Origin of the sequence: Pseudomonas arcuscaelestis (genome assembly GCF_016881005.1) — a bacterium.
In the GTDB taxonomy this organism is placed as follows: domain Bacteria; phylum Pseudomonadota; class Gammaproteobacteria; order Pseudomonadales; family Pseudomonadaceae; genus Aquipseudomonas; species Aquipseudomonas arcuscaelestis.
In genome coordinates, this window is record NZ_JACOPV010000005.1 from 377,611 (window position 1) to 392,301 (window position 14,691).

Annotated in this window: 10 protein-coding genes; 4 read left to right on the forward strand and 6 right to left on the reverse strand. The window is 60.3% G+C overall.

Features of this window, described 5'->3' with window-relative positions:
- Positions 1-15 precede the first annotated feature (15 nt).
- Complete coding sequence (locus tag H8F21_RS10200; RefSeq protein WP_203584308.1) at positions 16-3,390, reverse strand: hypothetical protein; 3,375 nt, start codon at positions 3,388-3,390, stop codon at positions 16-18.
- Between the two features lie 306 nt (positions 3,391-3,696).
- Here H8F21_RS10200 and H8F21_RS10205 point away from each other — a divergent pair, with 306 nt between their 5' ends.
- The gene (locus tag H8F21_RS10205; RefSeq protein ID WP_203584309.1) at positions 3,697-5,691 is read left to right on the forward strand and encodes a peptidase U32 family protein; all 1,995 of its coding nucleotides are present in this window, start codon (positions 3,697-3,699) and stop codon (positions 5,689-5,691) included.
- 38 nt (positions 5,692-5,729) lie between these two features.
- Here the strand turns inward: H8F21_RS10205 and H8F21_RS10210 are convergent, their stop codons facing one another.
- Entirely contained in the window at positions 5,730-6,632 is a 903-nt protein-coding gene (locus H8F21_RS10210; protein ID WP_203584310.1) for a LysR substrate-binding domain-containing protein, read from the reverse strand.
- Between the two features lie 152 nt (positions 6,633-6,784).
- On the opposite strand from H8F21_RS10210, the gene ydiJ reads away from it, so the two are divergent.
- Entirely contained in the window at positions 6,785-9,805 is a 3,021-nt protein-coding gene (ydiJ, locus tag H8F21_RS10215; protein ID WP_203584311.1) for a D-2-hydroxyglutarate dehydrogenase YdiJ, read from the forward strand.
- Positions 9,806-9,851: 46 nt separating this feature from the next.
- On the opposite strand, the gene H8F21_RS10220 is transcribed toward ydiJ, so the two are convergent.
- Genes H8F21_RS10220 through H8F21_RS10230 form a run of 3 tightly spaced genes read right to left on the reverse strand, consistent with a single transcriptional unit; the run spans position 9,852 to position 12,081 of the window.
- Positions 9,852-10,211, reverse strand: coding sequence for a hydroxyisourate hydrolase (locus tag H8F21_RS10220; protein ID WP_203584312.1), 360 nt, complete (start codon positions 10,209-10,211; stop codon positions 9,852-9,854).
- Positions 10,208-10,717, reverse strand: coding sequence for a nucleoside deaminase (locus H8F21_RS10225; protein WP_203584313.1), 510 nt, complete (start codon positions 10,715-10,717; stop codon positions 10,208-10,210). The genes H8F21_RS10220 and H8F21_RS10225 overlap by 4 nt, the downstream gene beginning before the upstream one ends.
- Before the next feature lie 32 nt (positions 10,718-10,749).
- A complete protein-coding gene (locus H8F21_RS10230) occupies positions 10,750-12,081 on the reverse strand; it encodes a nucleobase:cation symporter-2 family protein (protein ID WP_203584314.1) in 1,332 nt (443 codons plus the stop codon).
- Between the two features lie 191 nt (positions 12,082-12,272).
- Here H8F21_RS10230 and H8F21_RS10235 point away from each other — a divergent pair, with 191 nt between their 5' ends.
- Positions 12,273-13,187: a LysR family transcriptional regulator gene (locus H8F21_RS10235; protein WP_203584315.1), complete on the forward strand. Its 915-nt coding sequence runs from the start codon at positions 12,273-12,275 to the stop codon at positions 13,185-13,187.
- 19 nt (positions 13,188-13,206) lie between these two features.
- Here the strand turns inward: H8F21_RS10235 and H8F21_RS10240 are convergent, their stop codons facing one another.
- On the reverse strand, positions 13,207-13,878 hold the full coding sequence (locus tag H8F21_RS10240; RefSeq protein ID WP_203476538.1) for a class I SAM-dependent methyltransferase: 672 nt from the start codon (positions 13,876-13,878) through the stop codon (positions 13,207-13,209).
- A 124-nt stretch (positions 13,879-14,002) separates the two neighbouring features.
- On the opposite strand from H8F21_RS10240, the gene H8F21_RS10245 reads away from it, so the two are divergent.
- On the forward strand, positions 14,003-14,668 hold the full coding sequence (locus H8F21_RS10245; RefSeq protein ID WP_203584316.1) for an ABC transporter ATP-binding protein: 666 nt from the start codon (positions 14,003-14,005) through the stop codon (positions 14,666-14,668).
- Positions 14,669-14,691 lie beyond the last annotated feature (23 nt).

Below are 14,691 nucleotides of genomic sequence, written 5' to 3' on the forward strand. Positions count from 1 at the left end.
CGAAAGGGAATAAGGCTAACGGTCGAATATGCCGTAGCCTATCGCGCTATCACCAATCCAGTTTCCTCCTCGTAGAGATCCTTGTTCCCCGGTTGCTGGATTGAATACATAGCGCCTGTTCGTTCCAGCCGAATCCAGACACCAGCAATTTGCGCCCTCGAAGCCAGGGTTACCGTCGCTGTAGGAGGTACGAAGTGCTGCCCATTCCGCCAGCGTTGGCAAAGTGCCGCCATACGAAGCTGCCGAGTCCCGGCACGAGACCCACGTCCCGAATATTCCCAAACCTGAAAAAAGTCGCACGTTCGAAACGGTCACGCTGTACTGGGCCGTGTTCATCTCGGCATCCTGTACTACTACGTTATGAGTGCCACTGAGGAATGAAATGGCTCGTCCGGTATTGATGTCGACTTCGAACGCGTTCGGATTACTTGAGTAGTATTTGTAAGGAGGTTTCCCTCCGCTGGCTGTACGTGTCACTGAGGCGTTTGCGGGTGGATTCGTAACTGGTCTTGATGAGCGATAGATTCTGCCGTTCAGCGTTACGGGTGTGGGATCTATGTACAGGGCCGGTTGCAAGGCCTTGACTTGAAGGATTACTGACGGCGAGGTGACCTGATCTCCAGAAACTCTGGTCACAACATAAGCAACTGAGAAGGTCATGCCAGCGTAACGGTTAACCTCCGCTTTGGGGACGTTGAAGGTTAATTGTTGGATCTGAGTTACCGTTTGCTGTTGCGTAGTGTAAGCGCCGAATTTCACCCCGACCTTGTCCCCAATGGTCATGCCGGTGTATGACCTTACGTTAATCACGAGCCCGCTGGCCGGCACCTGCTCAGGGGTGAGTACATTACCTGGCGCTGAAGGAATAACGGGCTTTTCCAGGCTCAGGTCGGGCAGTTTGGAGAGTGTCAATGTAAGTATTGGAAACGTCAGCGCTTTGGATTCGTCTGCAGCGCCATCGAAAGCGACGCTGACTTCCACGCTTAACGATGAGTCATGCTTGAGCTTTACCAGCTCGGTGCGCAGCACTTTGCTGCTCAACCCTTGTGTCGCTTCGCCCGCGCTGACCAGCAGCGCTCGTGCCGGATAGAAGCTATAGGACGTGCCGTTCTCCAGCGTTCCACTGACCTTGATCCAATAGCGTTGCCCTTCGGCAATCAGCGGCCAGGGCTCGACCGTGACCGCGGCATCGCCGTCGAAGCTGGCCATGTCCAGCGTGGCAGTGCCGTTTGCTTCGGGGACGATGGGGGTCGGCAGATGTATTGGCTGCAGTGTGTTCACCCGCAATGCCAAGGGTTCGGAGAGTACAGGGTTGCTCCCGCGGACCACGGCATAGCGCACGTTGATGGTCTTGCCTTGGCTGGCCGCCACCACTGAAGGCGGGATAGTGAAATCCACGCGACCGCTGATGCTCCCGGGCTTTTGCTCGGTTTCGATGGTGTCGGCGCTGCCTTCACCCGTCCAGGCGACGGCCAGGGTGTCGGTGGTCAGCATGGCTTCATACTCGACCCGCACCGTGGCGCCTGCACTGGCCGTAATCGGATCCAGAATGCCGCCTGGCGCCTGTACAACCGTCGGCGCGATGAAATTGTCCTGCGCCTTGCGCCGGATGGGCAGGTTCAGCAGTGCCGAACTGGCCGGGCTGCCGCTGCTGCGCTGCACTCGATAGCCAACGGTCACGTCATTGTTGAGGTTGCCAATGATGTAAGGGGTATAGCCGATGAAAAAGTTGATCGGTGTGCCCAGATTTTCTGCGCTCACATCGATATAGTCGCTGTAGCTGGTACCGGTCAGGCCTTGCCAGGTCAGGGTGATACGGTCACCCAATGCCTTGCCAGGATACTGGGGCACTGTGGCATTGGTACCGCTGGGTACTGCGTCGGGATCGAGGGTGCCGTCTACTACCCCAACAACGCTGGGTGCCGGTAGCACGGCGCCGCCCTGGCCAACCACGTTAAGCTCCAGACTGGTGGACTCTTCACCCTTGACCCGGTAGTACACGCGCAGGGAGCCATTGAGTAAAGGTGTGAAGAAGGCCTTGGGTACGCTGAGCAACACAGGCTTGCCGACCATGCTACCGGTGATGTCCCGGGTGTCCTGATAGGAGGAGGGCAAGCCATTGGCAGCCGTACCCACGCAGAACAGCTCCACTCGATCACCCGCCTGCATGTTTAGATAGGGTGCGACTTCGACGGTGGCGCCGCCGTCAGGGATCTGCTCCAGATCAAGACTATCGCCCACGGCCTCTTGCAAGGTCGGCGGTACGAGGCGCTGGACCTGGCCAATGATCTCTACCGAGGTGCGGCGGGAATGCTGCACGCCACGGTTGGAGGTCACCTTGTAGGTGATGACGGCCATACCACCGGCACTGGCCCTGGCGATGGCATTGGGCACGCCGACTTCGGCAGGCAAGCCCTCGTTGTCGGCGTCCACGCTGTAGGCTTGCTCATGCTCGACCGGGTCGCCGATGGGCGGGCGGGCGCGCCAGGTGACGGTGAGGGTGTCACCCTCGGCCATACCGGCATAGACGCGTACCCGGATGCGCGCATCCTGGTCGCCCAGGCGTTCGAGATCGATCGCGCCGTTCACGGCGTCGAGGACGTCCGGGGCCCGCAGCAGGCCGCTGCCAATCTCGGCATTGATCTCCACCGGGCGCGACCACAGCGACCAGTTGTTGACGATGTCGCGCACTTCGTACAGGACCAGCACGGGCCCGGCGCCGGCTTGCTCGATGACGGCACGAGGCACGGGCAAGAGGATCGCGGTGTTCACCTCGCTGGCCTGCACACTGTGCTCGACCGATTCGCCTCCCCAGCTGAGCTTGAGTTGGTCGCCCTCGGTCATGTTCAGGTACGCCGGCACAGTGGCGACGATGTTGTCGGCGTTGCTGTCCTCCACCAGCTCCGGTACACCGGTGACGGCTTGCAGGTTCTCGTTGGTGTACGGGGTGGAAGGATCGGGGTCGGTGCCGCCGGGCACGTTGGTCTTGACCCGGATGTTGAGCGGGTGGGATTTGTAGACATTGCCGCCGACGGCACTGGTGACCAGGTAATGCACCGGCGGTGTGCCGTCCTGAACGGCGGCGGTGGGGACGTTGAGGGTCATGGAACCCAGGTCGAGGTGATCCTGATTGACCAGTTGGGTGTCGATCAGGCGGTTGTTCCAGAACAGCTCGACCTTGTCGGCGATCCGCATGGATGGGTAGGCAGTGATCAACACTTGAATGGGGACGTTCGGGTCGCTGATGTCGGCCCAGCGAATGCCGCCGTTGCCCTCGGCAATGGGGATGCGCGGGGCATTCAGGGTGGGTGGGGGATCTTGGAACAGGCTAAGCGGGTGTAGGTTGGCAAGCAGGCGACTGATCGCACTGAGCTGGTGGTAGGTAGACATGTGGTACTCCTTGAAGCGGATAGGAACGCTTCGAGGAGTATTGAGGAAATACTTGAAGTTCGAACCTGACAAAAATGCTAGGTAATGCGTATCCGGGTTAGCCACCAACTTGATTAATCTGTTCAATGGCGTGGCTATTAAAAGGATAGGAATTTAGCAGCAACATCTTAGTGAGCTGACGCTTCCGCTGGTTTGTTGCCGCGCTTGAGGTCGCAATTCGATGGCCATCGGGCAGCGCACAGGTGCCGGTAGCGTGTTTCGCGCTACAATGCGCGCCTTGACCGTGCCAAGCCTGACTAAAAAAACATGTCCTTACCCAAGCATCACCTCGAACTGCTCAGCCCTGCCCGCGATGTGGCCATCGCCCGTGAGGCCATCTTGCATGGCGCCGACGCCGTGTACCTCGGTGGCCCAAGCTTCGGCGCCCGCCACAACGCCTGCAACGAGGTGAGCGATATCGCCCAGTTGGTGGAGTTTGCCCGCCGTTATCATGCTCGGGTGTTCACCACCATCAATACCATTCTCCACGACAACGAGCTTGAGCCGGCACGTAAGCTGATTCACCAGCTGTACGATGCTGGAGTCGATGCGCTGATCGTCCAGGACCTGGGTGTGATGGAGCTGGATATCCCGCCAATTGAACTGCACGCCAGTACCCAGACGGACATCCGCACCCTGGCGCGGGCCAAATTCCTCGATCAGGCCGGTTTCTCGCAATTGGTTCTGGCCCGAGAGCTGAACCTCAAGGAAATCCGTGCGATTGCCGACGAGACTGATGCCGCCATCGAGTTCTTCATCCATGGTGCTTTGTGCGTGGCCTTCTCAGGCCAATGCAACATTTCCCATGCCCAGACCGGTCGCAGTGCCAACCGTGGCGACTGCTCCCAGGCCTGCCGACTGCCGTACACACTCAAGGATGAACAAGGCGGCGTCATTGCCTACGAAAAACACCTGCTGTCGATGAAGGACAACAACCAGAGCGCCAACATTCGCGCCCTGGTTGAAGCGGGGGTTCGCTCGTTCAAGATCGAAGGGCGTTACAAGGACATGGGCTATGTGAAGAACATCACCGCCTACTACCGTCAGCGCCTGGACGAAGTCCTCGAAGATCGCCCGGACCTGGCGCGCGCTTCCAGCGGCCGCACCGCGCACTTCTTCGTGCCCGACCCGGATAAAACCTTCCACCGTGGCAGCACCGACTACTTTGTCAGCGAGCGCAAAATCGATATCGGCGCCTTCGACTCGCCAACCTTCACCGGTCTGGCGGTAGGTGTGGTGGAAAAAGTCGGCAAGCGTGACATGCAAGTCGTCACCCATGAGCCGCTATCCAATGGTGATGGCCTCAATGTGCTGGTCAAGCGTGAAGTGGTGGGCTTTCGGGCCAATATCGCCGAGCCCAAGGGCGAGTTCGATGAAGACGGCGAGAAGCGCTACCGCTATCGCGTCGAACCCAACGAAATGCCCAAGGGCATGTACCAGCTACGGCCAAACCATCCGTTGAGCCGCAACCTGGACCACAACTGGCAGCAAGCCCTGCAGAAAACTTCTGCCGAGCGTCGCATCGGCCTGGTATGGGTCGCGCGCTTGACCGAGAGCAGCCTGCAATTGACCGCCACCAGTGAAGAGGGTGTCTCTGCCAGCATTACGCTTGACGGCCCGTTTGGGGTCGCCAACAAGCCGGAGCAGGCGCTGGAGCAGTTGCACGATCTGCTCGGTCAGTTGGGTACCACTCAATACCATGCCACCGCCATCGACCTGCAAGCGCCACAGGCATACTTCATTCCCAACTCGCAGCTCAAAGCCTTGCGCCGTGAAGTCATCGAGGCCCTGACGGCTGCGCGCATTGCCGCACACCCGCGGGGTGGGCGCAAAGCCGAAAGCAATCCGCCGCCGGTGTACCCGGAGTCGCACCTGTCATTTTTGGCCAACGTCTACAACCAGAAGGCTCGCGACTTCTATCACCGTCACGGGGTCAAGCTGATCGACGCCGCCTACGAGGCCCACGAAGAGAAAGGCGAAGTGCCGGTGATGATCACCAAGCACTGCCTGCGTTTCTCTTTCAACTTGTGCCCCAAGCAGGCCAAGGGCGTTACGGGTGTGCGCACCAAGGTTGCACCGATGCAACTGATACACGGTGACGAGGTGCTGACGTTGAAGTTCGACTGCAAGCCTTGCGAAATGCATGTAATCGGCAAGATGAAGGGGCACATCTTCGATTTGCCGCAACCGGGCAGCCAGCAAGTGGTCGGGCACATCAGCCCTGAAGACTTGCTCAAGACCATTCCCCGCGCCCCGCACTAAGGGCCAGCGAGCGCGACGTTGCGGCGTCGCGCTCGATCTCAGTCGCGAAGTTCCCTGCCTGCTTTTTCCAAGAGCCAATCACGGAACGCTTGCAGTGCCGGCAGTGTCTGGTTACGTGGCGGGTATACCAGGTAATAGCTGCGTGCGCTGGCAAAGGGCTGGGTGGGACTGCTCAGTTCGCCCCCGGCCAGTTCTTCGGTGATGAGAATGCGTGGCACCAGGCCGATGCCGATATCGGCACGCACCGCCTGAATCAAATGCGAAGTCAATTCAAAGCTCGGCCCAAGACGCATAGCGTGGTGGGTCAGGCCGTGATGGGTAAACCACTCGCCCCAGGCATTGGCATTGTTGGCCACACTGAGCAGGACCTGCTGGCTGATGTCTTGCGCGCTCCAGGTCGGCCGGGTGGCGGCCAGGGTAGGCGAGAGGATCACCATCAATTCTTCGGCATGCAAACGATGGCAGATCAGCCCTGGTAGCTCGCTGGTGGCGACGACGATTGCGGCGTCTATACCACTGGTGGCGAAGTCCACCGGTTCAATGCGTGAGTTGATGTGTACCAGTACTTCAGGATGGCTACGGTAGAACGCGTGCAGCCGTGGCAGCAACCATTTCGAGCCGAAGGTCGGCAGGGTTGCCAGGCGCAGGCTGCCACCCCCTGCCTGGTGGGCAATAGCGTGCAGGGTGGCACTGCGGATGCGGCCCAGGGCCTCGCTGATTTCACGCTGGTATAGCCGTCCGACGTCGGTGAGCTTTACCGTGCGGCCTTCGCGTCGGAACAGCGTCACGCCCAACTGCTGCTCAAGCGCCTGGACCTGGCGGCTAATCGCGCTTTGGGTCAGCGACAGCTCCACAGCGGCGCGGGTGTAGCTTTCATGGCGCGCCGCGGCCTCGAATGCCAGCAGTAAAGACATTGAAGGGGTGAGATTGCGGTAATTCATTCGTAAAAGTCATCAAAGGCTGCGGAAATATCCGTTTGTGCCTGGCTCAAGGCTGCGGGATCATTGGCATCATCCACTACCTGGCGGTGTACTGACCATACCGTTTCAGCAAGTATTCTCGATTAGCCTGACATAAATGAGGCCGTCCACCGATGATCGCCCGACTGACCGGCACCGCACCGGCCACTCTTTACCCTGATTTCCTTGAAGCCCTGCGCAGTGCCGGTTTCCGTGGCCAGCTCAGTGCTGACTACGCCACCCGCACGGTGCTGGCCACGGACAACTCGATCTACCAGCGCATGCCGCAGGCAGCGGTATTTCCTGAGGATACCGACGACGTTGCGCGTATTGCCGCGCTGATGGCCGAACCGCGCTTTCAGGCAGTCAAACTCACGCCTCGCGGTGGCGGTACTGGCACCAACGGTCAGTCGCTGACCGATGGCATTGTGGTCGACCTGTCGCGCCACATGAACAGCATTCTTGAAATCAATGTCGAGGAGCGCTGGGTACGGGTGCAGGCCGGGGTGGTCAAAGACCAGCTCAATGCCGCGCTCAAACCGCATGGCCTGTTCTTCGCCCCTGAGCTTTCCACCTCCAACCGCGCTACGGTTGGCGGCATGATCAACACCGATGCCAGCGGCCAGGGCAGTTGCACCTACGGTAAAACCCGTGACCATGTGCTGGAGCTGCACAGCGTCCTGCTCGGCGGCCAACGCCTGCATACCCGGCCTTTAAGCGAGGCTGAACTGGATCAGGCCTGTGCTGAAACTGGCCGTGCTGGCGAGGTGTACCGCGCGGCGCGCAACATCCAGGAAACCAAAGCCGAGCTGATCGAGCAGATCTTCCCCAAACTCAACCGCTGCCTGACCGGTTACGACCTGGCGCACCTGCGTGATGAGCAGGGCCGTTTCAACCTCAACAGTGTGTTGTGCGGTGCAGAGGGCTCGCTCGGGTATGTGGTCGAGGCCAAGCTCAATGTGCTGCCAATTCCCAAGTACGCCGTGCTGGTCAACGTCCGCTACAGCAGTTTCATGGACGCCTTGCGGGACGCCAATGCATTGATGGCGCACAAGCCGCTGTCGATCGAGACGGTGGACTCCAAGGTCTTGATGCTGGCGATGAAAGACATCGTTTGGCACAGTGTTGCCGAGTACTTCCCCGCCGACGTCGAACGCCCGACCCTGGGGATCAACCTGGTCGAGTTCTGCGGTGATGATCCGCAGGAAGTCAATGCACGGGTACAGGCTTTCGTCGCACACCTGCAGGCCGACACCGGTGTCGAGCGCTTGGGTCACACGCTGGCCGAGGGCTCCGAGGCGGTCACGCGGGTCTACACCATGCGCAAGCGTTCGGTGGGTCTACTGGGCAACGTCGAGGGCGAGGTGCGTCCGCAGCCGTTCGTGGAAGACACGGCGGTGCCGCCGGAGCAATTGGCGGACTACATTGCCGAGTTCCGGGCCTTGCTTGATGGCTACGGTCTGGCCTATGGCATGTTCGGCCATGTCGATGCCGGCGTGCTGCACGTGCGTCCGGCCCTGGACATGAAAGACCCGGCGCAGGCGGCGTTGGTCAAGCCGATTTCCGATGCAGTGGCAGCCTTGACCTTGCGTTACGGCGGCTTGCTCTGGGGCGAGCACGGCAAGGGCCTGCGCTCGGAATACGTACCGGAATACTTCGGCGAACTGTACCCGTCGCTGCAAGCGCTCAAGGGTGCATTCGACCCGCACAACCAGCTCAATCCCGGCAAGATTTGCACACCACCGGACAGCGCCCAGGGCCTGATCAAGGTCAACGAGGCACCCCTGCGAGGAGACTTCGACCGCCAGATCGACGAGCGCGTATGGCAAAGCTTTGGCAGCGCCGTGCACTGCAACGGCAACGGCGCCTGCTACAACTATGATCCCAACGACGCCATGTGCCCGTCGTGGAAAGCCACCCGTGAACGCCAGCATTCACCCAAGGGCCGCGCTTCGCTGATCCGGGAGTGGCTGCGCCTGCAGGGCGCTGCCAACATCGATGTGCTGGCGACAGCGCAAGGTAAGCTCGATTGGCTAAAGGGCCTGCCAGCACGCTTGCGCAACAATTTTTCGCGCAGCAAAGGCGAGGCGGATTTTTCCCATGAAGTCTACGACGCCATGGCCGGTTGCCTGGCGTGCAAATCCTGTGCTGGCCAATGCCCGATCAAGGTCAACGTGCCGGAATTCCGCTCGCGTTTTCTTGAGCTGTACCACGGGCGCTACCAGCGACCCCTGCGTGATTATCTGATCGGCTCGCTGGAGTTCAGCATTCCGTACCTGGCGCACGCTCCCGGTTTGTATAACGCGGTGATGGGCTCCAAGTGGGTGAGCAAACTGCTGGAACAGCAGGTCGGCATACTCGACAGCCCCTTGATCAGCCGCTACAACCTGCAAGCGACGCTGACCCGTTGCAACGTGCGCATGGCCAGTATCCCGGCCCTGCGCGAGCTCACCCCGGCGCAGCGTGAGCGCAGTATCATCCTGGTCCAGGATGCCTTCACCCGCTATTTTGAAACCCCGGTGTTGGCCGCTTTTATCGATTTGGCTTATCGCCTTGGCCAGCGTATCTACCTGGCGCCCTACAGCGCCAACGGCAAGCCGCTGCACGTGCAGGGCTTTCTCGGCGCTTTCAACAAGGCGGCTATTGGTAACGCCCGCCAGCTCAGTGCCCTGGCAGATTGCGGTGTGCCGTTGGTTGGCCTGGACCCGGCGATGACCCTGGTGTATCGCCAGGAGTACCTGAAGGTTCCTGGTCTGGGTGAATGCCCGAAAGTCCTGTTGCCACAGGAGTGGCTGATGGAGGTGCTGCCTGAGCAGCCTGGCAGAACGACTGGTACTTTCCGACTCATGGCGCACTGCACCGAGAAGACCAACGTACCGGCCAGCACGCGCCAGTGGGAGCAGGTGTTTGCGCGCGTGGGCCTGAAGCTGTCCACCGAGGCCACCGGTTGCTGCGGCATGTCGGGCACTTACGGCCATGAAGCACGCAATCAGGAAACGTCGAAGACCATCTTCGAACAGTCCTGGGCCGGTAAACTGGACAAGGAAGGTGAAGCGTTGGCGACCGGCTATTCATGCCGCAGCCAAGTCAAGCGCCAGGCTGATCGCACCTTGCGTCATCCACTGGAAGTGCTGTTGCAGCAACTGAATGCCTGAAGAACAAGGCCGAGGCTCGACGCACTAACGTGCGTCGAGCTGAGCGTCAGGCGCCACCGCGAAAACAGGAAACGCCCCAGGCGGTCAATTTGAACGGTAAATGGTAGTGCTGGGTTGGTTCGCCAACGCCGAAGCGGTACACCAGCTCATCCAGAAACGGCAGTGCTGGCAGCGCAGTGCCCTGGGCCCGGTAGAAGTCGGCAACTTGCAAGCTGACCTCGTACACCCCTGCCGGGCGACACTCACTGAGATCACCAAGCTCAGCCAGCAGCCCGTCACTGCCGATACGGCCGGCACAGATCAGCTCACGCCGTGCTGCATCCAATCGCTCCAGGCGTACTTCCAGCCCCTGTGCCACGCAACCGCTGGCGACATCCACGACATGGATGGAGATGCCTCCATTCATGACCAAAAGCCCTTGTGCGGCGCGGCGGCTTCATCTTCAAGCATTGGGCCGAGCACGCTGACCTTGCGTTGACCTTTGGCAAACACTTCGCGACACGGCAGGGAGAAGGTCGGATTCTCCGGGTGATCGCCGGTCAAGCCGAGCAAGGCATGCTCGGACAAGGCATACACCACTCGGCCGATACCCGTCCAATACACGGCGCCGGCACACATGCAGCAAGGCTCGGCGCTGGTGTACAAAGTGCAACTGGCCAGTGCTTGAGGGTCGAGCAGCTTGGCGGCGTTGGCGGCCGCGACCAATTCGGCGTGCTGGGTCGGATCACCCTCCGGAGGCATGGAGTTGTTGCCAGCTTCGGCAATCACATTGCCATCGCGATCGGCGACCAAGGCGGCGAAGGGGTGGCGGCCGCGCTGCCGGGACGCAGTGGATAAATCGATGGCGCGGCGCAGCAGTTGCAGGTCCATCTCGGTAACGCCAGCAGGGCTGAGCTGAGTGATGCTGGTCATGGTTTGCTCCTTGGCAGTAAAGGGTGGACGGGTCACTCGGCCATCTCGGCGGCGACACTGTCGTTGGTTTTCTTCTCGTTATTGAGCAGTACGTTGAGCACGATGGCGGTGATTGCGCCGAGGAAAATGCCACTCTCCAGTACCAGCTTGAGTGCGCCGTTGGCGTGTTCGAACAGGGGCGGGAAGGACATCGGCAGCACCCCCACGCTGACTGAAACAGCCACGATGATGCCGTTGCGGGTGCCTTCGAACTTCACCCGCGACAGCTCCTGGATACCGGCGACTGTGGTCATGCCGAACATCACGATGGCGCAGCCACCCAGCACCGGGGTGGGCACTGCAGCAATCAAGGCGCCGAGCTTGGGGAACAAGCCCATCAGCACCATGATTGCTCCAGCAGCAGCTACCACGAAGCGGCTCTTGATATTGGAAAGAGCAATCAGCCCGGTGTTTTGTGTGAACGCGTTGTACGGAAAGCTGTTGAAAAGGCCGCCGAGCATGGTGGATAGGCCGTCCGCACGAAACGCGTTGCCCAGGGTTTGCTGAGTGGTCGGTTTGCCGGTCAATTTGCCGATGGCCAGGCAGTTGCCCGTGGTCTCGGCCATGATCACCAGCATGGCCAGGGTCATGACCATGATCGGTACCAGCGAGAACTGCGGCGCGCCGAAGGCCATGGGTGGGCTCAGTTCGAACCAGGCAGCTTCGCTCACTCGGCTGAAGTTGGTCATGCCGAACGCTGCGGCGATCAAACTGCCGACAAACAAGCCGATGAGCACGCTGAGGTTGCCGATAAAGCCGGAGAACTTGGCGTAGATCACCAGGGTGACAGTGACTGTCGCCAGGCCCAGCAGCAGATTGGCAGGGTTGCCGAAGTCTTCGGCAGCCGGGTTGCCGCCGCCCAGCCAGATAGCCGCGGCAGGCATCAGCGAGACACCGATGATGGTGATCAGGCTGCCGATTACTACCGGCGGAAAGAAGCGCAGCAGACGGCTGAATACGGGGGCCAGCGCGATAGTAATGGCGCCTGCCGCGATCACAGCACCGAAAATCTGACTGAGCCCGAACTCCTTGCCGATCATGATCATGGGTGCCAGGGCGATGAATGAGCAGCCCTGGATCAGGGGCAAGCGAGCGCCGAACTTCCAGAAACCGAGGGTCTGGATCAGGGTCGCCACGCCCGATGTCAGCAGGTTGGCGTTGATCAGCATGATGACTTGCGCCGATGTCAGCCCCAGCGCACTGCCGAGAATCAGCGGTACCGCTACCGCCCCGGCGTACATCACCAGTACATGTTGCAAACCGAAGGTGAATAACTGACGCAGAGGCAAGACTTCGTCCACTGGATGAACCGGTGTTTTGCTCATGGCGCATGTCTCCTGAAGGTGCAGCGCTTATTGTTTTTCGTAGCAGGAACTACCGACAACGTGGCCATATTTCAGTGTTGCGAGCGATGAAACAAGTTAATAACCATCGACCACATCGATGGATGCGCCCTTGCACAAAAGGGCGCCGGGTTGCAGGCTGTGGCCATACCTACTAAGCAAGGAGCAGGACGTTGCGTTTTTCTCTGGATCAATTGCTGATGTTCGTGGAGGCGGTGAAAAGCGGCTCTTTCTCTGCCGCAGGACGCAAGCTGGGCAAAACTCAGTCGACGATCAGCGCGGCGATTGCCAACCTGGAAGCTGACTTGGGTGTCGAACTGTTCGATAGAGCCAGCCGTATTCCGGGGCTGACCGCCAGCGGCCAAAAGCTGCTGATTCAGGCTGAAGCAGTGCTGGAGCGGTGTCTGGCGCTTGAGGCGCATGCTGATTGTTTGTCTGAAACCGTGGAGCCGAGCCTGACGCTGGCGATCGAGACGCCCTATGGTCCGATTCTGCCGGTGCTCAAGGCGTTCGAGCTGGATTTCCCGTATGTCGACCTGATCATCCGCCACCCGGTCCATGGCGATGTCAGTGAGCTTGTGGTCCAGGGCCAGGCCGCATTGGGCATTGCCTTTTCACAACCGGGATATGCCAAGGAACTGGCGTTCCAGCAACTGGGCAAGCTGATCATGCTGCATGTCTGTCACCCCGGGCATCCGTTGGCGCAACTGCCCACGGTAACCTTCGAAGATTTGCACGTGCACCGGCGTCTTGCGTTCAGCGCCCATGCCAGCAAGCTGCCCAGTAGTGAATACCTGCGTTCCACGCAGTTGTGGCAAGCGGAGAGCTATCTGGCATTGTTGGAAATGGTGCGCGCAGGGTTGGGGTGGACCACCTTACCGCGCCAACTGATTCAGCGCGAACTGGAGCGCGGCGAGTTGGTAGAACTGCAACTGAACGCTTATCCCCACACCGATTGGCAGGTGGGTGTGGACCTGCTCTGGGCGCGACAAAGGCCCATGGGCAAGGCGCAGCGCTGGCTGCAGGAACGTCTGCAAACCAACAAGGTGTTCGAGTTGGACCGCCAGGGCCAGCGCACCACGCTCTGACCTGGGTTGCGGGCAGCGCTCAGCGCTGCTGCTCGGCCACCAGCAGCAGGGATTGCGGCACGGCGCTTTGCGGGTGCTGTGGCTCCTGCAGGGTTGTCAGGCGAAAGCCGGCCATGTCCAAGGCATTGAGCCAACTGGACAAGGTACGAAAATACCAGGGCATGGGTTGCCATTGGCCTTTGAGCGCGGTGAACGTCTCCTGCCGCCAGCCATCCTGGTAGTCGCCGGCTGCACAGCTCCAGGGGTGCAGGGTCTGGATTACCAGCACGCCGCCAGGGGCAAGCAGGGCATTCATGGCGCCGAGCAGGGGGATGATGTCCTGATGCAGCAGGGCAAAGTTGGCGCAGATCAGGTCATAATTGTTGCCGAGATCCACACAGCCTTCGACTAGGGCGTCGTAGCTGGCCAGATGAACAGGCCCAGCACCGCCCAATCGTGCGGCTTCGACCAACGCCGGCTCACCGTCAACGCCCACCGCCGTGATTCCCCGTTCAGCCAGTGTTCGCAGCAGCCAGCCCTCGCCGCAGCCAAGGTCGAGCACGCGCTCGGGTTGACGTCCGAGGATCGCTAACAGGATGGCCTGGTCGGTGACCTGCCGACGACTTTCGATCGTGCCACTGCGGATGGCTTCGATCCACATTCGGGCATTGTCGCTCCAGCTTTGCTGGAGTGCCGATTCAGGGTTGGGCATGGTGGCGTCCGCAGTGGCTGTCTGGGGTGAAGGTTAGGATAAATACCCAACGAGCGGCAGCGAATGGGCAAAGCAATGGAACGCTGCTATTCCTAAGGGTTCAAGCATTCAAGGAATGGTATAGATGCTGGTCGTCGAACAACTGTACAAGTCATTCATCACCGCTCAGGGCCCCTTGTCGGTGTTGCAGGGCGTTGACTTGTGTTTGGCGAGGGGCAGCAGCCTGGCGTTGATGGGCGAGTCGGGCAGCGGAAAAAGTACCCTGCTGCACCTGCTGGCGGGCCTTGATCGCGCCGACAGTGGTCGCATTCTGATCGACGGCGAGCCTCTCGATGACCGCTCTGAGTCAGCGTTGGCCCGCTGGCGACGGGAGGGCATTGGCTTGGTGTTCCAGCAATTCAACTTGATCAGCAGCCTGAATGTCACCGCCAATCTGGCGTTCCAGGCGCGTTTGGCTGGTCGGCTCGAGCAGCAATGGGTGGATTACCTGGCCGAGCGTCTTGGTCTTGGCGCATTAATGCAACGTTATCCAGAGCAGTTGTCGGGTGGCCAGCAGCAGCGGGTGGCAATCGGTCGGGCGCTGGCGGGGCGACCAGCGTGGGTGCTGGCCGATGAGCCCACCGGTAGCCTGGATGAACTCAGCAGCGATGAAGTGCTGAACGTGATGTTGCAGTTGGTTGGCGAGGCCGGAAGCAGCGTGCTGATGGTGACCCACAGCCGTCGCTTGGCCGCCCGACTCGAGCAACGATGCGTTCTCTCGGCCGGTCGCGTGCAAGTCGACGAGCACTGATAGTTCCGCGCCCGCTGTCGATA